24 protein-coding genes are annotated in these 23,357 nt (G+C 62.6%); 15 read left to right on the top strand and 9 right to left on the bottom strand.

The features are described from left to right. Positions 1 to 156: 156 nt before the first annotated feature. Positions 157 to 615, bottom strand: coding sequence for an Rrf2 family transcriptional regulator (locus IB277_RS36565; RefSeq protein WP_051659609.1), 459 nt, complete (start codon positions 613 to 615; stop codon positions 157 to 159). A gap of 101 nt (positions 616 to 716) precedes the next feature. On the opposite strand from IB277_RS36565, the gene IB277_RS36570 reads away from it, so the two are divergent. From IB277_RS36570 to ppk2, 5 genes are all read left to right on the top strand, one after another. After that, positions 717 to 1,682: an alpha/beta fold hydrolase gene (locus IB277_RS36570; protein WP_089046062.1), complete on the top strand. Its 966-nt coding sequence runs from the start codon at positions 717 to 719 to the stop codon at positions 1,680 to 1,682. Between the two features lie 168 nt (positions 1,683 to 1,850). Beyond that, entirely contained in the window at positions 1,851 to 2,261 is a 411-nt protein-coding gene (locus IB277_RS36575) for a hypothetical protein (protein ID WP_089046061.1), read from the top strand. Positions 2,262 to 2,361: 100 nt separating this feature from the next. Beyond that, positions 2,362 to 2,832, top strand: a complete 471-nt coding sequence (locus IB277_RS36580; RefSeq protein ID WP_089046060.1) for a BA14K family protein — start codon at positions 2,362 to 2,364, stop codon at positions 2,830 to 2,832. A 250-nt stretch (positions 2,833 to 3,082) separates the two neighbouring features. Next, positions 3,083 to 4,846, top strand: coding sequence for a SulP family inorganic anion transporter (locus tag IB277_RS36585; protein ID WP_089046059.1), 1,764 nt, complete (start codon positions 3,083 to 3,085; stop codon positions 4,844 to 4,846). Then, the gene (gene ppk2 / locus IB277_RS36590; RefSeq protein WP_060582219.1) at positions 4,833 to 5,687 is read left to right on the top strand and encodes a polyphosphate kinase 2; all 855 of its coding nucleotides are present in this window, start codon (positions 4,833 to 4,835) and stop codon (positions 5,685 to 5,687) included. Before IB277_RS36585 ends, ppk2 begins: the two co-directional genes overlap by 14 nt. Positions 5,688 to 5,784: 97 nt before the next feature. Here ppk2 and IB277_RS36595 read toward each other — a convergent pair whose 3' ends face one another. From IB277_RS36595 to IB277_RS36610, 4 genes are all read right to left on the bottom strand, one after another. Further along, a complete protein-coding gene (locus IB277_RS36595) occupies positions 5,785 to 6,246 on the bottom strand; it encodes a hypothetical protein (RefSeq protein WP_034802042.1) in 462 nt (153 codons plus the stop codon). Between the two features lie 366 nt (positions 6,247 to 6,612). Continuing rightward, positions 6,613 to 8,496: a patatin-like phospholipase family protein gene (locus IB277_RS36600; protein WP_192373252.1), complete on the bottom strand. Its 1,884-nt coding sequence runs from the start codon at positions 8,494 to 8,496 to the stop codon at positions 6,613 to 6,615. A gap of 287 nt (positions 8,497 to 8,783) precedes the next feature. Next, complete coding sequence (locus IB277_RS36605) at positions 8,784 to 9,320, bottom strand: MgtC/SapB family protein (protein WP_089046057.1); 537 nt, start codon at positions 9,318 to 9,320, stop codon at positions 8,784 to 8,786. Positions 9,321 to 9,436: 116 nt separating this feature from the next. Beyond that, the gene (locus IB277_RS36610; RefSeq protein ID WP_082005895.1) at positions 9,437 to 9,883 is read right to left on the bottom strand and encodes a pseudoazurin; all 447 of its coding nucleotides are present in this window, start codon (positions 9,881 to 9,883) and stop codon (positions 9,437 to 9,439) included. 150 nt (positions 9,884 to 10,033) lie between these two features. Between IB277_RS36610 and IB277_RS36615 the strand changes: the two genes are divergently transcribed. From IB277_RS36615 to IB277_RS36635, 5 genes are all read left to right on the top strand, one after another. Then, positions 10,034 to 10,690 carry a MarR family winged helix-turn-helix transcriptional regulator gene (locus IB277_RS36615; RefSeq protein ID WP_060520557.1) on the top strand — a complete coding sequence of 219 codons (657 nt, stop codon included), beginning with the start codon at positions 10,034 to 10,036 and terminating at the stop codon, positions 10,688 to 10,690. Positions 10,691 to 10,901: 211 nt separating this feature from the next. After that, positions 10,902 to 11,450 carry a carboxymuconolactone decarboxylase family protein gene (locus IB277_RS36620; RefSeq protein ID WP_089046055.1) on the top strand — a complete coding sequence of 183 codons (549 nt, stop codon included), beginning with the start codon at positions 10,902 to 10,904 and terminating at the stop codon, positions 11,448 to 11,450. A gap of 62 nt (positions 11,451 to 11,512) precedes the next feature. After that, positions 11,513 to 12,067 (top strand): peroxiredoxin, encoded by a 555-nt coding sequence (locus IB277_RS36625; protein WP_210187492.1) that lies wholly within the window; start codon positions 11,513 to 11,515, stop codon positions 12,065 to 12,067. A 25-nt stretch (positions 12,068 to 12,092) separates the two neighbouring features. Next, positions 12,093 to 12,800, top strand: coding sequence for a glutamine amidotransferase (locus IB277_RS36630; RefSeq protein WP_060610791.1), 708 nt, complete (start codon positions 12,093 to 12,095; stop codon positions 12,798 to 12,800). Continuing rightward, entirely contained in the window at positions 12,793 to 13,548 is a 756-nt protein-coding gene (locus IB277_RS36635; protein ID WP_060610794.1) for an MOSC domain-containing protein, read from the top strand. Before IB277_RS36630 ends, IB277_RS36635 begins: the two co-directional genes overlap by 8 nt. Here IB277_RS36635 and IB277_RS36640 read toward each other — a convergent pair. Further along, positions 13,495 to 14,976, bottom strand: coding sequence for an FAD/NAD(P)-binding protein (locus IB277_RS36640; RefSeq protein ID WP_060582211.1), 1,482 nt, complete (start codon positions 14,974 to 14,976; stop codon positions 13,495 to 13,497). The genes IB277_RS36635 and IB277_RS36640 overlap by 54 nt on opposite strands. Continuing rightward, positions 14,973 to 16,166, bottom strand: coding sequence for an FMNH2-dependent alkanesulfonate monooxygenase (gene ssuD, locus IB277_RS36645; protein ID WP_060610802.1), 1,194 nt, complete (start codon positions 16,164 to 16,166; stop codon positions 14,973 to 14,975). The genes IB277_RS36640 and ssuD overlap by 4 nt, the downstream gene beginning before the upstream one ends. Positions 16,167 to 16,354: 188 nt before the next feature. On the opposite strand from ssuD, the gene IB277_RS36650 reads away from it, so the two are divergent. The 4 genes from IB277_RS36650 (at position 16,355) to IB277_RS36665 (ending at position 19,789) form a co-directional block, all read left to right on the top strand. Next, positions 16,355 to 16,903, top strand: coding sequence for a flavin reductase family protein (locus IB277_RS36650; RefSeq protein ID WP_083523842.1), 549 nt, complete (start codon positions 16,355 to 16,357; stop codon positions 16,901 to 16,903). Between the two features lie 167 nt (positions 16,904 to 17,070). Next, entirely contained in the window at positions 17,071 to 18,078 is a 1,008-nt protein-coding gene (gene tauA / locus IB277_RS36655; protein ID WP_060610805.1) for a taurine ABC transporter substrate-binding protein, read from the top strand. Between the two features lie 71 nt (positions 18,079 to 18,149). Continuing rightward, positions 18,150 to 18,941, top strand: a complete 792-nt coding sequence (locus tag IB277_RS36660; RefSeq protein WP_034801977.1) for a taurine ABC transporter ATP-binding protein — start codon at positions 18,150 to 18,152, stop codon at positions 18,939 to 18,941. Continuing rightward, positions 18,938 to 19,789 (top strand): ABC transporter permease subunit, encoded by an 852-nt coding sequence (locus tag IB277_RS36665; protein ID WP_134887515.1) that lies wholly within the window; start codon positions 18,938 to 18,940, stop codon positions 19,787 to 19,789. Before IB277_RS36660 ends, IB277_RS36665 begins: the two co-directional genes overlap by 4 nt. 10 nt (positions 19,790 to 19,799) lie before the next feature. On the opposite strand, the gene IB277_RS36670 is transcribed toward IB277_RS36665, so the two are convergent. Next, complete coding sequence (locus IB277_RS36670) at positions 19,800 to 21,206, bottom strand: FAD/NAD(P)-binding protein (protein WP_034801970.1); 1,407 nt, start codon at positions 21,204 to 21,206, stop codon at positions 19,800 to 19,802. A 312-nt stretch (positions 21,207 to 21,518) separates the two neighbouring features. Beyond that, positions 21,519 to 22,124, bottom strand: coding sequence for an alpha/beta hydrolase (locus tag IB277_RS36675; protein WP_034801968.1), 606 nt, complete (start codon positions 22,122 to 22,124; stop codon positions 21,519 to 21,521). Positions 22,125 to 22,540: 416 nt separating this feature from the next. On the opposite strand from IB277_RS36675, the gene cysT reads away from it, so the two are divergent. Continuing rightward, on the top strand, positions 22,541 to 23,357 hold an 817-nt coding region (cysT, locus tag IB277_RS36680; protein ID WP_371813769.1), incomplete at its 3' end, for a sulfate ABC transporter permease subunit CysT.

A 23,357-nucleotide genomic window follows, 5' to 3' on the forward strand; every position in this document is an offset into this window, starting at 1 on the left:
GAGAGCAGCCAGCGTCTTTCGAAGGCCGAGATCAAGCCGCTTGTCCTGCCGGACGATCATGCAGAGCCGCCGGCTCAGTTTTTGGCGAAAGGGCCTGACCACAAGCTCGCTCGATCCTGCCGCTTCGCCGGCTCATCGCCCACATGCGTGGCGCCTTCAGGCTTGATGATCCAGGTGCGTTGCCCGCTGAGACCCCGCAGCATCCTTCATCGCACGCTCCGCAATCGTTGAAAGCCTGAGTTCGGCAAACTCCTGCAGCAGGGTCCGCTCCGCTTTTTCGAAGGCGTCCACCAGCGCCGCATTCGCTGCGCGCTCCACCGGGCAGGTCGGATGGTCCTCGGACACGCCTGCCGCCAGAACCTGCCCATCGTCCAGCGCCCGCTGCACATCGAGCACCGTCAACTCCCCAAGCGGCCGCAGAAGCGCCCAGCCCCCTCCCCGGCCGCCTTCGGAACCGACGACACCCTTGCGCTTCAACGCCCCCATCGTCCGGCGAACGACCACCGGGTTGGTGTTCAGCATCTTGGCGATGGTCTCTGACGTCTCCCGTCCCCCGAGCAGTGCCATGTGTATGAGCACATGGATCATCCGCGCCAACCGGCTGTCTTGCTTCATTCGACTCCCCATAGCGTAACAATATAAGTTACACACTCTTGACGTCACCTGTTTCCGTAACTTATACAATTACGGTATCAGAGTGTCGAGAAGGAACGAAGATGCAGGCCCAGACAATCCAGACCCGAACCATCCGCATGGGCTTTATCGAACAGGGAAACGGCCCGGCCGTTCTGCTCTGCCATGGCTTCCCGGAGACCTCCCATGCCTGGCGGCACCAGATAGCGGCACTTGCGGAGGCCGGCTTTCGCGCGATCGCGCCTGACATGCGCGGCTACGGCCTCTCGGAATGTCCTCCATCGGTCGACGAATACAGCGTGTTTCACATCGTCGGCGACATGATTGCTCTGCTGGATGCCCTCGACCTATCAACGGCCATCCTCGTCGGTAACGACTGGGGCGCGACCGTTGCCTGGCAGGCGGCACAGATGCGGCCCGACCGTTTCTGCGGCGTTGTCGCCATGAGCGTGCCGATGATGGGCCAGGCGCCCGTTCCGCCGACCCGGATCTTCCCGCGGACCGACGAGGCAGAATTGTACACGCTCTATTTCCAGGAGCCTGATGTCGCCGAGGCGGAGCTGGAGCGTGACATCGGCCAGACGCTGCGAAAGATCCTCTTTGCGGCTTCCGGCGACGCGGGCGCACGACAGGCCGGAGACCAGACACCCAATCCGTTCGGCATGGTATCGCGCCGGCATGGACTGCTTGCGCCGCTGCCCGACAGCATGCCCGACTGGCTCACTGCTGCAGACCTCGACACCTACATCAGCGCCTTTGCCACGACCGGTTTTCGCGGAGGGTTGAACTACTATCGAAACCTCGATCGCAATTGGCAGCTGCAGGCCGCTTTCGCCGGCGTAAAGGTCGAAATTCCTGCCCTGTTCATGGTCGGCGAGCGCGACACGGGCCTCGCCATCCCCGGGATGCGCGAAATTGTCGATGCAATGCCGCCCCTCGTCCCGCAGCTCAAGGAAAGCATCATCGTGCCCGGCAGCGGCCATTGGCTGCCGCAGGAGCGCCCCGATGTCGTGAACGAGGTTCTCATCCGGTTTGCCCGGAATGTTTGAAAGTCACGTGATCGACGAGCGAAGGACACCCCCTGTCCCCCGAGACCAAAGAATGCATGATCGCACACGCAAAACGTGTGGATCCAAGGGGTGCATCTCGATGAAACGGGTGCGGCCCGGGCCCTCATGCGACTTAAATCCAAACTTAAAGTATTCTCAGGATTGCTCATGAAAACCTTTAGATATCTCTTTTTGCCCGTAATCGTTGTCGCTTTGTCGGCTTGCACCACAACCTCCGACGATTCCCGGCAGCAGGCGCTATCGATCACGGCGCGCAGCGGCGTGAAGACGCTCGTCGCCAAGAACTGGCATATCGACGATAACTGCAGCCAGATCGACTATCCGGCGATGACGATTGCGGAGAAGCCCAAGCATGGCCACCTGGAGATTGTCCACGAGGCGGTCTATCCGAAACTGGTGGGCAAGCAGTCAAAATGCGCGACAACCAAGGTGAATGGCGTCGTCGCCTACTATACGCCGAACCCCGGCTATACCGGCCGCGACCGGCTTGTCATTCGCTCCCCCTATGAAGACGGAAAGATCGAAGAAGGCGTATTGAGCGTGACTGTCCTCAAATAGACAGGCGCTTGGTCGGGCGGCGGAAGCACCTGGAAAACGAAGTGCTATCGAACCGGTTCCGCGCTATAATCGGGCGCGGGGTGGAAAGAAGGTGAAGCCAATGAAGAGGCTAGCAATCTTTGCCTTGTCACTGGCGGCGGTGGCTACGAGTGTTCCGCCGGCCATGGCATTTCCTCCAGCCGTTACGGCGGAGATCGGGGCATCTCAAGTCCAACCGGTTCAGTACAGGCACCACGGCGGCGGCTATCACGGCGGCTACAACCACGGGCATCACCACGGCGGTGGCGATGACTGGGCATGGGCGCTCGGCGGATTGGCAACCGGCGCGATCATCGGCGGGCTGCTCGCGCAGCCTCGCTACTATGGCCCGGGCTATTATGACGAAGGCTATTACGGCCCGACCTATTCCGCCCCACGCTACTATGCGCCGCGCTACTATCGCCAAACCTATTACGGAGGCAGCGCCCACACCCGCTGGTGCTACGCTCGTTACCGGTCCTACAGGGCCTATGACGACACGTTCCAGCCGTATTACGGTCCGCGGCAGGCGTGTGTCTCCCCCTACTACTGAAGCGTTGAAGCTCAGCTGACACGGGCTTCATAACTTGGTGCAGATCCCTCGGTCCGGCACTTGCCGGATCGACGCGGCAGGCCACCTCTAATTGTCTGCAACTTTTATTCTTTTTGTCGAAGCCGATGAAAGGAAAGTTTTGCAACCCTAATGTACGCAATGATAGAGTGCATTGTTTGCGCTTCCCGCGCAGCCTGATTTGTAGCGTTTAGAGCACTTTAAGAGGGCTGTGCCCCCGGGGACCGTCAGCATGCTGAACCTGCCTCGCCTGCCGCTTCTGGACAACCTTAAGGGGTATCAGGGAAGTTGGTTGCGCAGTGACATTTCCGCAGGCGTCGCCATTGCCGCGGTCGGATTGCCGAGCGCCATCGCCTATCCCGCCATCGCCGGGCTGCCGCCCGAGACGGGCCTTTATGCGAGCATCACGCCGCTTGTCGCCTACGCCCTTTTCGGTCCGTCGCGGCAACTGATCGTCGGACCGGATGCGGCGACGATGACGGTGCTGGCGGCCGTGCTGACGACGGTATTCGCCTCCTCTGCCGGTGGCGCTGACCGCGTAACGGCGGCGGCCCTGCTGGCCCTCATCGTCGGCATCCTCTGCCTGATTGCACGCCTCGTCCGTCTCGGCGTGCTCGCGACCTTTCTTTCGCGCCCGATCCTCACAGGCTTCTTTGCTGGAATTTCCCTCTCGATTCTGGTTGGACAGATCAAGCGCGTCACCGGCGTCCAGATCGAGTCGGACGGGCTGATCAGCCCTATTCTCGAACTTCTGAGGCAGGCCGGCTCCATCCACTGGCCCACTCTGGTGTTTGCCTTGGCGTGTTTTGCGCTGCTGCAGGTCGCCCGCTTCTATCGCTCACCCGTTCCAGGTCCTGTTATCGTCGTCTTCGTCGCGGTGTTGTTGTCATATCTCTTCGACTTCGAAGGGCGCGGCATGACGGTCGTCGGCAACATTCCCGACGGCTTGCCGACCTTCGTCCTGCCTCGTCTCGAGGGTCTGCCGATCGATGGATTGCTGACCGGCGGCGCGGCAATCTTCCTCGTCAGTTTCGGTTCCGGCGTCATCGCAGCGCGCAGTTTTGCGGCGCTCGGCGGCTACCGCGTCGATCCGAACCGTGAACTGAGCGGCTTCGGGGCCGCCAACATCGCGGCAGGACTGTTCGGGACGTTTCCGGTGACCGCCTCGGATTCACGCACGGCCGTGAATTTCGCCGTCGGTGGGCGGTCGCAGATCGCGAGCCTCGTTGCGGCGGGGACCCTGATGGTGGTGCTGCTCTTTCTTGGTGACGTCCTTCGCATTCTGCCGGTCGCCGCGCTCGGGGCGATCCTTGCGGCAACGGCGCTCAGCCTGATCGACATCGACGGCCTGAGACGGATCTGGACCGTCAACCGCATCGAGTTCATTTTCGCGCTGATTGCCCTTTGGGGACCGATCGGCCTCGGCGTGCTGAACGGCGTGGTCATCGCCATCGCTGCAACACTGGTCTACCTCATCTTGCAGACCATGTATCCGCACGACGCCATGCTGGGCCGCATCCCCGGGCGCGACGGCTTCTACAAACTGCATCGCATGACCGAGGCACGTCCGGTTCCAGGCTTCGGTGCCTGCATGGTTCAAGATAGTCTGCTTTTCTACAACGCCGATTACGTCCGCGAGCGCCTCGAGGTGATCGCCGAGAGCCTGCCGCAACCCGCCCGCTGGCTGGTGATCGATGCGAGCGCCATCCCGCAAATCGACAGCACCGCCGCGGACATGCTTGGAGAGTTGCAGAGCGACCTGAAGAACCGCGGCGTCACGCTCGGTCTGGCCGAGTTGCACACCGATGCGCGCGCCCTGCTCGAGCGCTCCGGGGTCGTCGAGAAGATCGGCCCGGGTATGATCTTCGAGGGGATGGAAGATGCGCTCGACGCTTACGAGACCAAATACGGGCGGAACGACGGTCAGCCGACCGGTTCTGTCGAGATCAAGCCAGATGACCATGTCCGAACGGGAGGGAAAAATGGGCAAGCATGACGGCAAGAAGAAAAAGGGCAAAGACAAGAGCGAAGGCGAAATAGCCGCCGACGCGACGACTTCGGACGACTCGTCATCCGAGGGCTATGCCAAGGAGCTCGCCCGGCTGCAGCAGGAAACCGCCCATCTGCAGGCCTGGGTGAAGAAAACAGGCGCGCGCATCGTCATCGTCTTCGAAGGCCGCGATGCGGCCGGCAAGGGCGGCGTGATCAAGCGGCTGACCGAGCGTGTCAGCCCACGCGTCTTCCGCGTGACCGCGCTGCCGGCGCCGACCGACCGCGAGAAGTCGCAGATTTACATGCAGCGCTATATCCAGCACCTGCCCGCCGCTGGCGAGATCGTGATCTTCGATCGCTCCTGGTATAACCGCCCCGGCGTCGAGCGCGTTATGGGTTTCTGCTCGGATGACAGTGCCCGACGCTTTCTCGAGCTCGCGCCGCGTTTCGAAGCGGCCATGGTCGAAAGCGGCATCATCCTGCTTAAATACTTCCTCGACGTCAGCGAGAAGGAGCAGGAAAAGCGCTTCCGGCAGCGCATTGCCGATCCGCTGCGCCAGTGGAAGCTCAGCCCGATGGACGTCGAATCCTATCGCCGCTGGTGGGATTATACCCGCGCCTACAACGAGATGATCCGTATGACGGACACCGATTTCGCGCCCTGGTGGATCGTACCGTCGGATGACAAGAAGCGTGCCCGCATCAACTGCATCTCGCACATTCTCTCGTCGATCCCATACGAGCGCGTGAAATTCTCGGAGCCCGATCTCGGCAAGCGCCAGAAACGGCCGGATGACTTTGCTGCGGACGACCACGTGCGTAGAAACGTGCCCGACGTTTTATAAGACTGAAAAGCCCGCACCAAAGGTGCGGGCTTTGAACACTTTCGATCGGGGACGAGCCGCAGCGTGACAACGCGATGCGACGCCGGGACGGTCGTACTCAGGCTTTTTCGGGAGCCCAGTTCAAGAAGAACCCGACGTCACCGGGCACGCCACCCGGGAAGTTGATGATCATCGCCTTCAACTTGTAGCCACTTGGCTTGCCGAAGGCCTGATAGCGATCAAAGAACTCTTTTGCTTTTCCCTGCAGCGTGTTCGGCCAATCCCGGTCGCCGCTGTTGATCGCGCGGCCGCTGTCAGTGCAAAGCTCGGACGGGAAGCTGTAGACCATCGCTTCGAACTTGCCGGCCTTCACGGCGTTCGCGACCAGCCGGCGAACGATGGCGATTTCCTCTTCCGTTACATGCTTCTTGAGAAAATCCGCGGCAAAGTCGGCGAGCTTTTGCTCTTCGATGGATTTTAGTCGCCGCTCCTTGTCCATCTCGTCCATTTCACGCTGGAGCATCTGCATTCTGAGGTCCTGTGCACTTGGAGGTGCGCCGGCATTCTTGTTGTCAGACATCACGTCGATCCACTTCAAGCAAATGGGCGCTCTGTGACGAAGCGATACACGGCTTCCGTGCATCACATGACCAGGGACGTCCCGCAGTTACATCCAAGGAAACCCAAATGGCAGTGCAATTCGGGGACGAAACATTTTCGAATGCGAGCCGCTATATCTCCGATGGCCCTCTATTCATTGGTCTTTTCACTGCAAAACGAAAGAACCGCGACTGGCTCTCCCGATGCAAGGCTATCCTAAAATACCACAACCGCAAGAGGACAGTGACAACTTAACAGGGGCGGCAAGATCAGTCGAAAATCCATGCGCATGCAAAGCACTCGCGGGCCTTACATAACGATCAGGCCACGGATGCCGGGGCGCATCCTAGAGCGCGGAATGCGCCTGCGCGCTGCCATGTGTTTCCGGCGAGCCATAGCGGGCCGGCAGGCCGCAAATGGTCTCCATCCTCGGGTCGTTCTCGCCAATACGCTCATCAATCCATGATTTCGCCCAATAATAAGCTTCGGCAAACAGTTCGGAGTGCCGGCTCCAATCCATAAAGCTTATCGCCGCCGAGACTGGTGGGGAAATCAGGATGTCCTTTTCCCCGAGAGCGATCTCCTGCGGCCGGTGCGCCAGCATGCTTGCGGCAATGACCTGGATCAGGTTGGGGATTTTCGGCAAGCCCGAGCGGCCGAAGGGGTTGAGCAACCGAACGGTCAGTTCGGACGCGCCGGGAATACTGTCATAGTCGATGTGTTGTTTTCCCGGACCGCCCCCACCCAGGCTCACGACGACGTTCGGGCCTGTCTTCAGTTCCTTCATCTGTTCCAGTGGCAGATTGTTCATGATCGCCCCGTCGACCAGCATGTCACCGTCGGCCGTGAAGAAGGGCGGCAGTATGCCGGGGATCGAACCCGACGCTCTGACGGCCTGCCATAGTTTTCCGCGGCGATGGACATGCGCTTGCCCTGTGCTGAGATTGGTCGACAGCGCGAAAAATGGCAGCCAGAGGTCTTCGATAAGAACGTCGCCATATTCCGCCTGCAGCGTGCGGTCGAGCACCTTGTGATCCAGCAGCGCATATTGCGGCACGGTCAGCCGACGAAAGGCGCGACTGCGGACAAAGATCTCGTGCGTCCCACGATTGATCTCGTCGGCGTTCATGCCGCGGGCGAAGCCCGCCATCATGGCCGCCCCCGAACTGGTGCCTCCCAGATAGTCGAAGGAGGCGCCGGCCTCGATAAAAGCCTTGTGGACGCCAAGATGCGCGCATCCGAGCGAGCCCCCGCCGGCTGCGACAAAGCCCCTCGCCTCGCCGGCAATGAAGCGGACCAGACGCTCGACATCCTCAATGTCGTCGAGCGCCACGTGATGATGCTGCCGGATTCCGGGGCGCTCGTTCAGCCAGCCGCTGGTGCCGGCGACCGTTGCGGCGCGCTTGTCGTGCACCAGAGCGAGCCGCACGCTCGATGGCGAGTGCACTGACAGCGCCAGTTGCTCTGACGGGTTGAGTTTTGCAGAGCCGGACGGCTCGCCGACCAACAGGACACCATCGGCCTGGCGGATGCAGACACGCGTCCAGTCGCTTGGTTCGTCGTCGGCGATGTAGACGAGGCCTCCGGTCTTGGCTTCCAATTGGTTGAGCCAGTCCAGCACCGGCTGATCATCGATCGGAACGCCGGGAAAGCGCTCTTCGATGTCGGCCCTCGCCAGGAAAGCCGTGCGCGTGGATCCGGAAAAAGCCTTGCGCAGCAGGTCGATGAAGCGGGGAGAAACCCGGCTGCTTCCGGCAGCAACAATCGCGAGCGTCCTTATCCGGCAGGCGCCCTCGGCATGCGGCGAAGCCGGTGCCTGCTTGGCAAACCGTCGCGCCAGAAACGTGGTGACCGATTGGCGCAGGCTCGGCAGGGCACTCGCCGCCTTTTCGAACTGGTGGTCACAGATCGAAAGAACAATGGAATCGCGAGCAGCAACGACCGTAGCCATGCGCGGCAGCCCGGCGAAGAAACCGACCTCGCCAACGAGTTCGCCCTGCCCTATCTCGGCAATAGGGTCGGAGACGTCATCCCGGTGCACGGTAAAGCGGCCGGACAGGACCACGAAAAACCGGTCCGACGACTCGCCTTGGCGAACCAGGATCTCGCCACGCCGCACGATGCCGCGATCGGAATTGGCGGCCAAGGCTTCCAACGCAGCCAATGACGTCTGGTCGAACATCAGGGTCTCAGACAACAGCTTGGCAGCAAGGGAACCGGTGGCGTCCATTGAACCTTCCTTGGAAACAGGCCGCTTACGAGCTTAGCCGTTTCGATCGGGATTGCCGAACACATTTCCTCGCCACGCCATATGGCGCAGGCGGCTTTCACCGGGTCATAAACAGATGGCTCGCCCCTGAAGACACGACAGCGACGCCGGGTCGAGGGCGCCAGCGGGACACAACCTTTCTGTGCAGAATAGCATTGCGTTGCACCTAGCCTGGGACGGCAGGGGATTACCCTAAGGCTTGCAGAACCCGCCGCGAGACGGCGCTCAGGACTATCGCAAACCTATCGTTAGGCTTGCTTCTTGCCGCCCTCGTCGCTCGCCTTACCCTCCGGCTCCACGTCAGGCTTTTGGTGTCGCACGGCCTTGGCTTCGAAGTAGCCGATGATGGTGAGAACGGCGAAGGCGGAACCGACCGCCAGGCCGGCAACGATCCAATGGCCGAAGCCGACCGAAATGCCGATCGCGCCGGCAAGCCAGAGGCTGGCCCCGGTCGTCAGGCCCTGAACCTCGCCGCGAGACAAGACGATTGTGCCGGCTGCAAGAAAGGCGACACCGGCTGTAACCGCCTCCACCACGCGCAGAGGATCGATGCGGACGCGTTCGTCGAAGAAGCCGCCGAGGCGGACGCTTTCGATCGAGATGATGCCGAAGGTGCAGGCTGCGAGGCAGACGAGCATATGGGTCTTGAGGCCGGCTGGTCGTGCCTTGACCTCGCGCTCGAAGCCGATGAGCGCGCCCATCAGCAGCGCCCCAAGGATGCGCGCAAAAATGACCGGATAGGAAATTTGCGATGGCGGAAACAATTCGGCAGTGATCTGATCCATGCGGAACCAACGCGAATGCTTCGCATTGGTTCCGCATGATGGCGCCCGCGCCTCACCCAGTGCGCAGACGCCAGGAGCGGCCTGTCCCCACCCCGCTCCGAAGCGCTAGAAGTCGCTTAGTTACCGAGCGCCGCGAGGGCTGCGTCCAGGCGTTCCTGAGCCTTCTTCGGGTTCTTCGCTCCCTTGACCGCTTCCAGGTTGGCCGGCGCATCGCCGACCTGAACGACGCCGACCATGCCCATGCCGTAGTGCGGCGTGCACTTTACGCCGTAGACGCCCGGCGCCGTGAAAGTCACCTTGTAGTTTTCATTGATCTTGCTTTTGAAGGCCTCGGCGCCATCGGGGATCATGCCCTTGATGGTTTCGACGTTATGTCCCTTGTCGGTCGGGATGAAGGTGACCGTGTCGCCAGGCGCAACCTTCAGCGACGCCGGCTCGAAAACCATCGCGCCGTCCTTGCCCTTGTTCAGCATGTGCACTTCGAAGTCCGCGGCGGCTGCCGGTGCGGCGACCAGCATTGCCGCGATCGCGATACCAAATCCGCTCTTGATTGCATTCAACATCGTCTTCTCCATTTGAGCGACCAGCCCGTGCTCGGGTTGTTCGAGAAGAGGATTAAGCCTGAGACGCCCCCTCCACTTTGATGCGCGTCAAATTCGCGCCGCTTTTTTGTCGGCATTGACAATACATAGGATTCCTATATTAATCACCGTATGAGCAAGGAACCTGACACGACACCGCCCCTGATCGACCGTATCGGCGACGGCCTTTCCCGCGTAGCGACGGCCATGCGCACGGAGGCCTGGTCGAGTGCGGAAGCGATCGGCCTCAATCCGACGCAATTGCAGATCCTGACCTTCCTGGTTGCCCGTAGACGCGGCGGAATGCGGGTAAAACAGATCGCCGGTTATCTCGGCGTCAGCCAGCCGACGACGACGGACTCGGTCAACGCGCTCTTGCGCAAGGGGCTGGTCGAGAAGCGGCCGGATCCGAGCGACGCGCGCGCCCTTTCGGTTGCCACCACGCCGGCCGGCGAGGACGCAGTACGACAGGCGGGGCGGCTCGCATCAGCCACGGAGGATGCCATCGCTTCGCTTTCGAGGCTGGAGCAGCAGGATCTGCTCATGCATCTCGTCAAGATCATCCGTGGTCTGCAGGCGGCTGGCGCCATCCCGGAACAGCGCATGTGCGTCAACTGTCGATACTTCCGGCCGCATGTCTATGACGACCCGAAGGCGCCGCATCACTGCGCGTTCGTCGATGCTGCGTTCGGACCGGCGGAACTGCGCGTCGATTGCGGCGAATACGAAACAGCAGAACCCGAAGCACAAAGGGCGGCCTGGCGTCTCTTCAATCGCGAGACGGTCTGATCATGCCAAACGATCCAGCCGCCGGCGCCAATGCCGGCGGTCCCGAAGGCGTCGCTCCCCCCCCGGCGCCTCGCCACAAGCTTCACCATCGGAATTCGCGAGCGCTGTTTCCTGCGTCGCAAGCGGACAGACGATGATGTCGGCGCCGGTCCGACGACTGCCATCGGCGGACCGGCAATTTTCTCCCTCCAGCAAATAGAAAGAGAAAACCATGAGCAGAATTAATCTAGTCGACCCCGTTTCGGCAACTGGCCCCAGCGCCGAACTGCTTGGCGAAATCCGCTCCGCCTTCGGGGTAGCACCCAACATGTTCCGCGCCGTCGCCAATTCACCGGCGGCCCTTGCCAGCATGTGGGGCTCCTTCGGCGCGCTCGGCAAGGGACGCCTCGGCGCCAAGCTCGGCGAGCAGATCGCCGTTGCCGTCGCGGATCGCAACGATTGCCACTATTGCCTGGCGGCGCACACCGCACTTGGCCGCAAGGCCGGCGCGACCGCCGAGGAGATGACGGCAGCGCAGCACGGCAAGTCCTCCGATCCGAAGACGGCTGCGGCCCTTACCTTTGCTCAGAAGCTCGTCGAGGCGCGCGGACAGGTATCCGACGCGGATGTGCGCACCTTGCGCGACGCCGGCTTCGATGACGAGGACGTCGTCGAGATCATCGCGCATGTCGCGCTCAACCTGTTCACCAACTACATCAACGTCGCGCTTGCCGTTCCGGTCGACTTCCCCGGCGTGAAGCTCGTTCGCGAAGCCGCCTGATCCGCACATGTCGCAAAGGCCGGGCGACGAGCGTTCGCCCGGCCGTCTTGGAGATGAGAACAATGAACAGCAATCACAGGACCGCGGCTCCGGAACTCGCCGTTTCGACCTGGTTCAACACACAGGAACGTCCGAGCCTTGCGCAGCTTCGCGGCCGGGTCGTTTTCCTTCATGCGTTTCAGATGCTGTGCCCGGCCTGCGTTTCGCACGGACTGCCGCAGATGCAGCGCGTCCAGAGCATTTTTCGGGATACCGATCTTCAGGTCCTCGGCCTGCATTCGGTGTTCGAGCATCACGCGGTCATGACACCCGAGGCGCTGAAGGCTTTCATTCATGAGTATCGCCTGACCTTCCCGATCGCCGTCGACCAGCCTTCCGAGCAGGGACCGATACCGAAAACGATGGAGCGCTACGGCATGCGAGGCACGCCGACGGCAATCATCATCGGACGCGACGGTCATGTCGAACACCACCGCTTCGGCATCGAAGACGACATGGTCATCGGCGCGCGTCTTGCGACACTCCTTTCCGCCCCGATCCCCGATTTCAGCGCGGCCACCGCCACTTCAGCCGGGTGCACGAGCGAAGGATGCGTGCCCGACGCGCGGGCCGGCTAGAACCTCTGAGCATGGAGAACAGACGATGACGACCAGAAAGGCGCTCGCCCTCAGACATGTGCATTTCGAAGATCTCGGCAGCTTTTCCGGACCGCTGCGGGCGGCGGGATTTGAAATCGAGTACCGCAATGTCGGCGACGAAAATTACCTCTCTTTCGATCCGTTGGAGCCCGATCTCGTCATCGTGCTCGGCGGTCCGATCGGGGTCTATGAAGACGGGGCCTATCCCTTCATCGCCGGGGAAATCGCCATGCTTCAGGCACGTCTTGCCGGCAACCGGCCGACGCTCGGAATCTGCCTCGGCGCCCAGCTGATCGCCCGCGCGCTCGGCGCCCGCGTCTACCCTTCCGGCCTGAAGGAGATCGGGTTTTCGCCGCTGAGCCTTAGCGCCGCCGGCGAGGCCTCGGCCCTCCGCCATCTCGCCGACGTCTCCGTCCTGCATTGGCACGGTGACACCTACGACCTGCCGGCCAGCACTGACCTGCTGGCCTCGACATCGCTGATCGCGCAGCAAGGCTTCGCGCGCGGCAATACGGTGCTCGCCCTTCAGTTTCACCCGGAGGCCCAAGCCGGCGCGGCCTTTGAACGCTGGCTCGTCGGTCACGCCTGCGAACTGGCGTCCGCCGGGCTCAGCGTGCCGGGCCTGCGCGCCGACGCCCGACGTCACGGGCCTCGCCTGGAGGCGGCGGCCGCGTCGATGATCGGCGAATGGCTGGAGAACGTCGATGGTTGAGCAGGTCCCGATTGCGCTCGACGCCCTGCTCATCGGCACCCTCACGCCGATCGACGACCGCGGAACCTTAAGCGGTATCGACAAACATCCGGCTCTCGGGCCGATACATCTCGGCACAACCGGCTTTGCCGGCGACCATCAGGGTGATCTGAAGAGGCACGGTGGCCCGGATAAGGCCGTGCATCATTACCCGCGCGACCACTACGAGGCTTGGGTCAAGGATCTCGGAAGCGTAGCCAGGCTGGAGCAGCCGGGCGCCTTCGGCGAGAACATCTCGGCCTTGGGATTGACGGAAAGAGATGTCGCGGTCGGCGACCAGTTCCGCCTTGGTAAAGCCCTTCTCGAGGTGAGCCAGGGCCGGCAACCCTGCTGGAAGCTGAACCGCCGTTTCGATCTGCCGGATATGGCCCGCCGCGTCCAGCAGACCGGCCGAACGGGATGGTACTACCGGGTCATCGAAACCGGCTTGGTTTCGCCCGGTGAGCGGATGCAACTCGTCGAGCGGCGCTATCCCGAATGGACGATCGCCCGGCTGTGGCACTATCTCTATGTCGATACGCTCAACTGCGATGCCCTGTCCGAAATCGCCGATCTCGCCATCCTGCCCCCGAATTGGCGGGACTATGCAGCCAAGCGCCTGCAGACGCGGGCTGTCGAAGATTGGTCCCGCCGGCTCGACGGCGAGGCTCCGGCTTCAACGCCTGGCGGCGCCGTCGAGGGTCGTGACCAGTCGTTGCCGAACGGATGACGCCGACCTGCGGCGGGTGGCGACCCTGTCCGGCCGCGCCAGCATCTCGGCGATCTCATCGGCAATGAAGATGGCGTGATCGTTGACCTGCGGCAGGCCCATGAGTTCGCCGAAGGTGCCGCGCGCCAGCGGCCCGGCAACGATCAGCGATCTCTCGGCCACGCCACTCGTCCCGATCGCCCGACTCGCCTCATCGCAGGCAAGCCCCAGTCCGACACTGTCTAGGCGCAGCCAGCCCTTCGACGCCAGATCCGCGAGCCAGTCCTGGCTGGAAAGAATACCCGTATGCGCCGGGCCGGTCGTCACGACGCAGGCATCGAACAACAGGCGTTCCCGGATGCGCGTCTGCCGGTGACGGATATCGACCGCGATGACCTGACCGTAGCGCTCGACGCCCTCGATCGAAGCGCCGAGGACACGCAACTGTCCCGTCTCGATTGCCTGCCGGATCGCGTCATCGATCTGCGGCGCCACGCGGAACCGGTGGGCGTCCCAGAACGGTCGCAGGCGCTGCACGAGGCGGCGTCGCTCTGCAACCGGCAACGCCCGCCAGACTTGTCCGCCCTGGCTACGCAAAGCGTCGAAAACCGCATGCCAGCTGAGCCCCGCCTGAGCGGCCTGCCGCACCGCCAGGCGCACGCGTCGAAGCAGTTCGAGCGCGGTTCGCGCCGGGGTACCGACAAAATCGCCGAAGGGTTCCTGTGCTCTTCCCGCATGGCCTCGCGAACGAAGTCCGCGGCGCGACAGGGCGACGATCGAGCCGCGGTGGTCGGCGAGCCTCAGCGACGCAATCACGTCCGCCGCCGTCAGGCCGTTTCCAAGCACCAGAACGTGATCATCGGGACGAAGGCAGGTGAGAGACCCAGCGACCGTAGTGTCGGCGACGAAACGCGGGTGGCCTTCGAGCGCCTGTGCAACGCGCTTCGGCGCACAAGGCGAGGGATGCGTCGTGGCGATCACGACGATGTCGGCCAGCAGCTCCGTCCCAGCGTCGGAGGTCAGCTTCCAGCGCGCTCCACGCCGCTCGATGCGCGCGATGCGCTCGCGCCGGTGCACGACCTTGCCGCTCCGCACGAACGGCGCGACGAACGCGCCGACGTATCGCCCGAACACCGCCCGCCGCACATAAAGATGGCCATCGGCCGCCCTTGCGTCCGGGTCGCCGCGTGGCTCGCCATGGGCCGCCAGCCAGTTCAAAAAATCGTCGGGATCATCAGGAACGAGGCTCATGCGGGCCGCAGGCACATTCGTGCGATGGGCGGGATTGCCGCTATCATAGGCAAGGCCCGCGCCGAGCCGGTCTCGCGGCTCGAAGACCACGATGGCGGCGCCGTCGCTGGCGGCATGGCGTGCAAGGTTCGCCGCGACCACTGCGCCGGTGAAGCCGCCGCCGACAATGGCAATGACCGGTCGCCGCACAGCTGTCACGACTGGGAGACCTTCAGCTTCGGGCGATGATCGCCGGCGATGGTTTCGCCGAACGGCCCGGTGTTGATCGATGTCTCGCGTGCCGGGACGGCGTGGGCCAGCGGCAGATGCGGCAGAACCAGTTCACCGAAGCGATAGGCCTCTTCGAGATGCGGGTAACCGGACAGGATAAAGCTGTCGATGCCGATTTGTCGGTATTCTTCCATGCGCGCCCTGACTTGATCGGGATCGCCGACGAGCGCCGTTCCCGCCCCTCCGCGCACCAGACCGACGCCGGCCCAGAGATTGGGAGCGATTTCGAGCTTGTCACGGCGACCACCATGCAGGCGGCTCATGCGGCTCTGACCAACCGAATCCATGCGCTCGAACACCTTCTGTGCGGCAGCAATCGTGTCGTCATCCACATATCGTATCAGTTCGTCGGCGGCCTGCCACGCTTCCTTTGCGGTTTCGCGAACGATCACATGAAGGCGGATGCCGAAGGTAACGTCCCTGCCCTCGGCTTCGGCCAGGGCGCGCACTTCGGCGATCTTGCGGGCAACGTCCTCGACCGGCTCGCCCCAGGTCAGGTACTTGTCGATCGTGCGCGCTGCCACCTCCTGGCCCTTGCCGGAGGAGCCGCCGAAATAAAGCGGCGGGTGGGGCTGCTGTACGCACGGAAACAGGAGCTTCCCGCCTTCGATATCGAAGTGATTCCCCTTGAAATCGACCTCTTCTCCGCGAAGCACGGCCTTGTAGACGTTCAGGAATTCCTCGGTCACCTCGTAGCGTTCGCCATGCGCGAGATGTATGCCGTCGCCCTTGTTTTCGATCGGATCGCCGCCGGTAACGACGTTGATCAGCAGCCGTCCGCCCGAGAGACGGTCCAGCGTGGCCGTCATGCGTGCCGCGAGCGTGGGCGAAAGCAGGCCGGGCCGAACCGCGATCAGGAACCGCAACTTTTCAGTGAGCGGCGCCAGCGCCGAAGCGACCACCCAACTGTCCTCGCAACTCCGCCCCGTCGGGATGAGCACGCCATAGTAGCCGAGCGTATCGGCGGCCTGCGCGACCTGCTTGAGATAATTGAGGTCCACGTTTCGGCCGCCGCGCGTGGTTCCGAGATAGCGGCTATCGCCGTGGGTCGGCAGAAACCAGAGCACATTGATCTTCTCGGGGATCTTCTCGGGGATTTCGTCGGGCACAATTCCCATTCGCGCAAGCCTCCTCGCAGGTTCCTTCGGAGGCACGCAAGAGCGTCCCTCGATTGCCAAAAAGCATAAACTCTATAAAATTTATTGACAATAAGAATTCGGACGATCATCCTTGATGTGAGGAAAAATTTTTCCCGCATCAGCCGTGAGCGACCGGGAATTAGATTAAATTTTTCGAGGATTTGGCCATGACCATTGCGCTTGCCGCTTCTCCCGCATTCGATGCCATCGTTCCGACCGCCAATGGTTACGGGTCGATCACCACGCCCGCGCTGAAGGCGGCCATGCGCAACTTCTCAGGTGGCGTCTCCGTCATCACCGCAGGGATAGGCGAAGAGCGTACCGGCGCCACCGTGACCTCCGCAACCGCGCTCGCCGTCGATCCGCCGACCATGATCGTCAACATCAACCGCACATCCTCCACCTGGCCGGTCATCGAGCGCTATCGGCATTTCTGCGTCAACCTTCTGTCGCGCGAACAGCAAAGGGTCGCCGAGCGTTTCTCCGGTGTCGATGGCACCAAGGGCGCCGCTCGCTACGATGGCGCCGAATGGATCCGGCTTGCCAGCGGCGCGTCGGCGCTTGCCGGCGCGCTTGCCGCCATCGATTGCGAGGTCGAGGAGATCATCGAGCGCCATAGCCATGCGATCATCCTCGGTCGGGTGGTGGCGATTAGCGCGGGGACCGGCGAACCGATCGTCTACCACAACGGCCGCTACGGCGGCGTGCAGTTCTGACGCTGCTTTCCATGCATGGCACAGAGCGCTGCCACGGATCTCAAATTTGGAATGGGCTCTCTGCAAAGCCACAAAAAGCGGAATAATTTATCTACATAAAATCCATGCTTTTAATCAACATAATGTGAGGACTTCCCGAGGAAGCCGCAACCGTTGAGGAGCATACGATGACGATCCGCAGACGCACCCTTCTTGCCGCCAGTGCCGCCCTCTTGGCGGCGAGCCAGCTTTCCCTTCCAGCCCATGCGGACGAAACGACGCTGACCATCGGCTACCAGCCCATCGTCGAGCCGTCGCGCGTGCCGCAGGCAGACGGGACCTATGAGAAGGTGACCGGCGCCAAGATCACCTGGCAGAAATTCGACGGTGGCGCAGACGTGATTGCGGCACTTGCATCCGGGTCGATCGACATCGGCTATGTCGGATCCTCGCCGCTGGCCGCCGCCGCGAGCCGCCAAATTCCGCTTGAAACAATCTTCGTCGTCGGCCTGATCAGCGACGCAGAGGCGCTGGCTGTCAAGGGAATCGACAAGCCGGAAGAGCTTGCCGGCAAGAAGATTGCAACGCCCTTCGTCTCGACGGCGCATTACAGCCTGCTCACCGCCTTGAAACACTGGAACATTGACCCGAAGGCGGTTGAAATCCTCAACCTCCGGCCACCGGAGATCGCCGCTGCATGGCAGCGCGGCGATATCGATGGCGCCTATGTCTGGGATCCGGTTCTCTCCGAAATCAAGAAGACCGCGACCGTGCTTGCGACATCGAGCGACGTCGCGAAATGGGGCGGCCCGACCTTCGACGCCTGGATCGTCAGCAAGAAGTTTGCCGAGGAACATCCTGAAATCGTCACCGGCTTCGTCAAGGTGACCGGCGACGCCTATGCGGACTACCGCACCAAGCCGGAGGCCTGGAGCGCGGGCTCGCCCCAGGCCGAGAAGATCGCACGGCTCACCGGTGCAAAGCCCGAGGAGGTGCCGAACCTGCTAAAGGGCTATTACTTCCCTTCGCTCGAAGAGCAGGCGAGCGCTGATCTTCTCGGCGGCGCGACCGTCAAGGCGATCGCCCAGACCTCGGCCTTCCTGCTCGAACAGGGCAAGATCCCGGCAGTCCTCCCCGACTACGCGCCCTACGTTTCCGCCCGCTGGGCGCAGGAAGCGGCAAAGCTCTCGTTCTGACGTTCACTCAATTGCTGCCCGCCCGGATGAAATCTTCGGGCGGGCGCACTTCGCCATGCCAGGAGAACAGCATGTCCGTCCTCTCGCTTGAGAATGTCACATTGCGATACGCGGCCGATGCCGGCCGGAACACGCCGGTGCTTGCATCGATCGATCTGTCGATCGACCACGACGAGTTCGTTGTCGTCATCGGCCGCTCCGGCTCCGGCAAGACCAGCCTTCTCAATCTTGCTGCTGGCTTCGTGAAACCAAGCAGCGGCCGCGTTCGGCTCGATGGCGCGCCGGTCGCCGGCCCAGGGGCAGAGCGCGCCGTCGTGTTCCAGGACGATGCACTCTATCCGTGGCTGACTGCCCTCGACAATGTCGCCTTTCCCCTGCGCCTGCGCGGTTTTTCCAAGGCGGATCGGCTTCGGCGGGCGCGAGCCCTTCTCGATCAGGTCGGGCTCAGCGATGCAGCCGAGCGGCATGTCTGGGAACTGTCGGGCGGCATGCGCCAGCGTGTCGGCATTGCCCGTGCGCTCGCCTCCAGCCCGAAGTTTCTGTTGATGGACGAGCCGCTCGGCGCGCTCGACGCGCTGACCCGCAGCCGTATGCAGGGCTTTCTTCTGGACATATGGCAACGGAATCGCGTCGGCGCCCTCCTGATCACCCACAGCATCGAGGAGGCGCTGCTGCTGGCAACGCGGGTTATCGTGCTTGCCCCCAACCCCGGCCGGATCACCAGCGAAATCTTCACGACCTTCGGCCGCGATCACCTCGCAGGGACACCGCTTTCGGAAATCCGCAGCTCAGCCGCCTTTCGCCGCCTGCAGGACGAATTGACCGTGCTCATCCATGCCGAAGAAGAAGGAATTGCCGCATGAGCATCTCGGTTGAAGGCCTGCCGCCCATCATGCCGACGGCACGTCACCTAGACGAGCAACCGGAACAGAGCGCCGACCGACCACCATTGCCGCTTGTCTGGATTTCGCTCGCGACCACTACGGCACTGCTTTTCCTCTGGAGCCTTGCCTCCAGCTATGGTTTCGTCTCGCCGCTGTTCCTGCCGTCACCGGTTGCCGTCTACCAGGCACTCCGGAGCCTTGCCATCACCGGTTTTGTCGATGCGACGCTCGCTGAGCACGTCGGCGCCAGCCTGCTGCGGATCTTCGGCGCGCTTGCCGTCGCCCTCGTCGCCGGCATTCCCGCCGGCCTTGCCATCGGAGCGAGCCGTCTCGGCAAAGGCATCCTCGATCCGATCGTCGAATTCTTGCGACCGCTGCCGCCGCTTGCCTATCTTCCCCTGGTGATCATCTGGCTCGGCATCGGCGAAGCGTCGAAGATTGCGGTGATTGCACTGGCGATGTTACCGCCGGTCATCCTTTCGACGGCAACGGGCGTCCGTTCCGCGTCGGCCGATCACGTCAATGCGGCGCGCTCCTTCGGCGCGTCGCGGCTGCAGGTGCTGCGCCATGTCATCGTGCCGAGCGCCCTGCCCTCGATCCTCACGGGAACCCGTATCGCGCTCGGCGCCGGGTGGTCGACGCTGGTGGCGGCCGAACTCGTCGCCGCAACCCGCGGCCTCGGTTTCATGATCCAGTCCGCCGCCCAGTTCCTTGTGACCGACGTGGTCATCGCCGGTATCGTCGTGATCGCCGCTGTCGCCTTCCTGTTCGAATTGGCGGCACGCCTCATCGAGCGCTGGCTGGTGCCCTGGGCAACGCGGCGTTAAGCGGCAAGCCTTAGCCAGTCTTCAGAGTGACCCGGTTCCGGGTTGCGATCAGTCGCGCCGCGGCATAGGTCTGCGTGACGATTTCCGGCACGAGATCGATGTCGGGCAGGCTGCCGACGCCGAGCGGCCCAATTGCGTAGAGATCGCGCGTCGGGGCTCCGCCCGCGAGCACTTCGCCCGCCGGGCTGACGGCAATGCCGAGATCGAGTTCGTCGGGCTCGGCAAGGCCGCCGGAAAAAAGGCTCTGCATCAACGGCGCCTGAAGGTCAGGCGCCGAACAACGACAGTCGATCACCTGGTCGGCTGACAGCAGCGTCTCCTGGCTTTCACCGGCAAAGCGCACCATCAACCCTTCCGGACGGCGCCGGCCGGCCCAGCCCTTGCGTAGCACGGTCCGCTCGCTGGCAAGCTCCTGCCGGAGACGCAGGTAGAGGGGTGCCGGCAGGCGATTGCGGTGGCTGTCGTAGATCGACCGCAGGTGCCGGTTAAAGCGATGTTTTTCTTCCTCAGGCAGCGCCTGCCACAAGGACCGCGCCCGTCGACGCAGGCCGTTCATGGCCGCCTGCCAGCCGAGCCCTGCTTCTTCTGCCTCGGCACAGGCCTGCCGGACGAAGCGAACGATCTCGCCGAGCCGCGTCGGCATCGGCTCGACCGGAAATGTCGGCGCTGCCGAAAGACGGGTATGCGGCTGCGGCAGGAAACCATGGCGGGAGAGGATGGTGACCTCGCCGGCAAAGCCGTTATCGCGAAGCTGCAGCAGGCGGTCGACCACCCGGACTCCGCTACCGAGCAGGACCGTGTGGCGCGGCACGACGAGACGACGGGCGCGCACCAGTGGCTTTTCCTCGTCGGCAACTTCCATCTCGCCGCGGCGCAAACCAAAACCAGTCGCCAGCACAACGGCGTCGCATTCCACCGTCGCGTTCTCCTGCACCACGAGAAAGCGCCCATTAGCCTGCTTGCGAAGACCAAGCACCGCCTGACAGGAGAGCTGCATCGAAATATCCGGCCGGCGCGTCAGCGCCTCGGAGAAGCGCTGGTAAACATAGTCGCTGAAGATGCTCTTCGGCACGAAGATCTGCTGGAACCCGGGAATGGCGGCCGGCACGGCGGCGCGAAACTCGGCATTGGCCGAGAGCCAGTCGTTGAAGTCTTCGGGCTGACCGGCGGCCACCGAAAGGTCGCGAACGCGGCTGTTGAGGATTTCGCCGCTCTGGGCGGCGGCCAGGACCTGCCCGCCGCTGATCGTCGGTTGCGGATCGAAGAGATGGACGTGAAAGGCGGCCCGCACAGACTTCATCAGGGCGATAGCCATCATTACACCGGAAAAACCGCGGCCGACGATGGCGATATGCGGCTTGCCCCTGGAACTCATTTCCGTCGGAGACGTCTTGGCAAACAATCCATGGACAGTCATGTGCACTCTCCTATGGCCGGCCCCGCCGGCAAAGTTTGAAATGCATGGCTGTTTCGGTCCTCAACGCAGACACCGACCGAATTGTGAGGGTATCGGCGACCATCTGCAGGGTCGCGAGAAGATATCGTCCGCCGCAAGGACGGTCGAGCCCGTATGTCCTATCCCGGCTGGCCTGGCACCTTGGCGCATGCGCATCCCTAGACGGTATACTCTATAAACTTTGTGCGTTATTAGAGCGCGAAACGGCGCCGACATCAAGGGCCGTGTGACACGACCACGCAAAGCGGTCTCCCTCGCCATGCTCTGGAGCGTTCAAGCCACGCCGTTTGGCAAGGGTAACTGCTCTGAAAATTCGCCCGGCTGCGCACGTGCAAACTCCCGACGCGAAATCCCGTTCAACACCCTCAATAGGTCATAGCCATGCGACCAGCGGCCAAAACCACTGGCAATGTTGATGTGCCCGGCATGGCCAAGATCGACGAGGCGGCTCCCCCAGCGGGTCGAAAAATGACGCAGGCGGTCGAAAGGCATATAGGGGTCGTTCAGGCTGCCGACGACGAGGCTCGAAAAAGGCAAGGGCAGGTCGGGCATCGACCCGAAGTCGATGGCGCCCGGATGAAGCCGATCGGTCGGACCGAGATCGCACGGCGCGACGAGCAAGGCGCTGCGCACCTGCCGGGCGAGCGGGCGCCGCACGAGATTGGCGACCAGAAGGCAGCCGAGGCTGTGGGCCACGAGGTCGACTGTTCCATGCCGGAAGATCTCGTGTTCGAGCCTGTCGCGCCAGAGATCGAGCCTCGGGCGATCCCAATCGTCCTGTTCGACAAGAACCGCCTGCGGATTGTCATTGAGCCAATGGCGCTGCCAGTGGCCGCTGCCCGATCCGAACAGCCCGGGAATGATGAGCGTTGTTGCCATGACATCAGCCGCTTACGAGAATGTTTCAAAGTAACGGCCGCGCATTCTGCCGCGCCCGATTCATGGCTTGATTATGGAAGAGTGGGACACAGCGCGTAAGCAAGGAACATTCAATATCTATAAATTCTATAGCATAACTTTTCAGCTGCATCGTTTGCCTTCCATCATTTTAGATGTCAGGCATGGAACAAAGTTGGGAGCAGAGTGTTTCTTGAGACGCGGTCAGAAGCGAAAATCAGTTTCCCTTCCGGCCGCCGAAGCGTCAAAAATTTGCGTTGTTGGAGCCCATGAAATTGGTAGTTTGGCGCCGAAAGATACCGGCGCTCGAACAAGCCGGCCAACCGGCGGTTTGAAGATCGGTTTGGATGGGGATAGCGCAGCCGCTCGCGGCTGCGGGGCTAAGAGGTGACCGAAAGGTGACGGAGCGACGCAATGGGAACCGGTGGCGATTTCGCCAGCCGAGTGTTTTGCCTGGATTTGGATTGTCGCTCGGGATCACGCTGAGCTGGCTGGTTCTGATCGTGTTGATCCCGTTGTCGGGTCTGGTGTTTCGCGCCAGCGGGCTCGGCTGGGCGCAGTTCGTGGCGCTGGCGCTTGATCCGCGCACGCTCAATGCCTTGAAGATCTCCTTCGGCACGGCCTTTATCGCTGCCGTTATCAATCTCGTCTTCGGCGTCATCCTCGCCTGGGTATTGGTGCGCTACCGGTTCCCCGGCAAGCGGGTGATCGACGCCATGGTCGACCTGCCCTTTGCGCTGCCGACCGCGGTTGCCGGCATTGCGCTGACGACGCTCTATGCCCCGAACGGCTGGATCGGCCAGTTCCTGGAGCCGCTTGGCCTCAAGATCGCCTTCACCCCGGCCGGCATCGTCATTGCCCTGATCTTCGTCGGCCTGCCCTTCGTGGTCAGGACCGTGCAGCCGATCATGGAGGAGATCGACAAGGAAGTGGAGGAGGCTGCAGCCACCCTTGGCGCCAGCCGCTTCCAGACGATCAGCCGGGTGCTTTTGCCGGGGCTCTTGCCAGCCGGCCTCACCGGCTTTGCGCTCGCCTTTGCCCGCGGTGTCGGCGAATACGGCTCGGTGATCTTCATCGCCGGCAACCTGCCTTATGTCTCCGAGATCGCGCCGCTGCTGATCGTCATCCGGCTCGAAGAGTTCAACTATGCGGCTGCGACAGCAATTGCCGCGGTCATGCTGGCGATCTCGTTTGCCATGCTGCTCCTCATCAACT

This window comes from Ensifer sp. ENS07, from assembly GCF_014852185.1.
Classification (GTDB): Bacteria; Pseudomonadota; Alphaproteobacteria; order Rhizobiales; family Rhizobiaceae; genus Ensifer; species Ensifer adhaerens.

Excerpts from the sequence above, each read along its gene's own strand:
- IB277_RS36565 (WP_051659609.1), bottom strand. The coding sequence starts at position 615 with ATGAAGCAAGACAGCCGGTTGGCGCGGATGATCCATGTGCTCATACAC.
- IB277_RS36570 (WP_089046062.1), top strand. The coding sequence starts at position 717 with ATGCAGGCCCAGACAATCCAGACCCGAACCATCCGCATGGGCTTTATC.
- IB277_RS36575 (WP_089046061.1), top strand. The coding sequence starts at position 1,851 with ATGAAAACCTTTAGATATCTCTTTTTGCCCGTAATCGTTGTCGCTTTG.
- IB277_RS36580 (WP_089046060.1), top strand. The coding sequence starts at position 2,362 with ATGAAGAGGCTAGCAATCTTTGCCTTGTCACTGGCGGCGGTGGCTACG.
- IB277_RS36585 (WP_089046059.1), top strand. The coding sequence starts at position 3,083 with ATGCTGAACCTGCCTCGCCTGCCGCTTCTGGACAACCTTAAGGGGTAT.
- ppk2 (WP_060582219.1), top strand. The coding sequence starts at position 4,833 with ATGGGCAAGCATGACGGCAAGAAGAAAAAGGGCAAAGACAAGAGCGAA.
- IB277_RS36595 (WP_034802042.1), bottom strand. The coding sequence starts at position 6,246 with ATGTCTGACAACAAGAATGCCGGCGCACCTCCAAGTGCACAGGACCTC.
- IB277_RS36600 (WP_192373252.1), bottom strand. The coding sequence starts at position 8,496 with ATGGACGCCACCGGTTCCCTTGCTGCCAAGCTGTTGTCTGAGACCCTG.
- IB277_RS36605 (WP_089046057.1), bottom strand. The coding sequence starts at position 9,320 with ATGGATCAGATCACTGCCGAATTGTTTCCGCCATCGCAAATTTCCTAT.
- IB277_RS36610 (WP_082005895.1), bottom strand. The coding sequence starts at position 9,883 with ATGTTGAATGCAATCAAGAGCGGATTTGGTATCGCGATCGCGGCAATG.
- IB277_RS36615 (WP_060520557.1), top strand. The coding sequence starts at position 10,034 with ATGAGCAAGGAACCTGACACGACACCGCCCCTGATCGACCGTATCGGC.
- IB277_RS36620 (WP_089046055.1), top strand. The coding sequence starts at position 10,902 with ATGAGCAGAATTAATCTAGTCGACCCCGTTTCGGCAACTGGCCCCAGC.
- IB277_RS36625 (WP_210187492.1), top strand. The coding sequence starts at position 11,513 with ATGAACAGCAATCACAGGACCGCGGCTCCGGAACTCGCCGTTTCGACC.
- IB277_RS36630 (WP_060610791.1), top strand. The coding sequence starts at position 12,093 with ATGACGACCAGAAAGGCGCTCGCCCTCAGACATGTGCATTTCGAAGAT.
- IB277_RS36635 (WP_060610794.1), top strand. The coding sequence starts at position 12,793 with ATGGTTGAGCAGGTCCCGATTGCGCTCGACGCCCTGCTCATCGGCACC.
- ssuD (WP_060610802.1), bottom strand. The coding sequence starts at position 16,166 with ATGGGAATTGTGCCCGACGAAATCCCCGAGAAGATCCCCGAGAAGATC.
- IB277_RS36650 (WP_083523842.1), top strand. The coding sequence starts at position 16,355 with ATGACCATTGCGCTTGCCGCTTCTCCCGCATTCGATGCCATCGTTCCG.
- tauA (WP_060610805.1), top strand. The coding sequence starts at position 17,071 with ATGACGATCCGCAGACGCACCCTTCTTGCCGCCAGTGCCGCCCTCTTG.
- IB277_RS36660 (WP_034801977.1), top strand. The coding sequence starts at position 18,150 with ATGTCCGTCCTCTCGCTTGAGAATGTCACATTGCGATACGCGGCCGAT.
- IB277_RS36665 (WP_134887515.1), top strand. The coding sequence starts at position 18,938 with ATGAGCATCTCGGTTGAAGGCCTGCCGCCCATCATGCCGACGGCACGT.
- IB277_RS36670 (WP_034801970.1), bottom strand. The coding sequence starts at position 21,206 with ATGACTGTCCATGGATTGTTTGCCAAGACGTCTCCGACGGAAATGAGT.
- IB277_RS36675 (WP_034801968.1), bottom strand. The coding sequence starts at position 22,124 with ATGGCAACAACGCTCATCATTCCCGGGCTGTTCGGATCGGGCAGCGGC.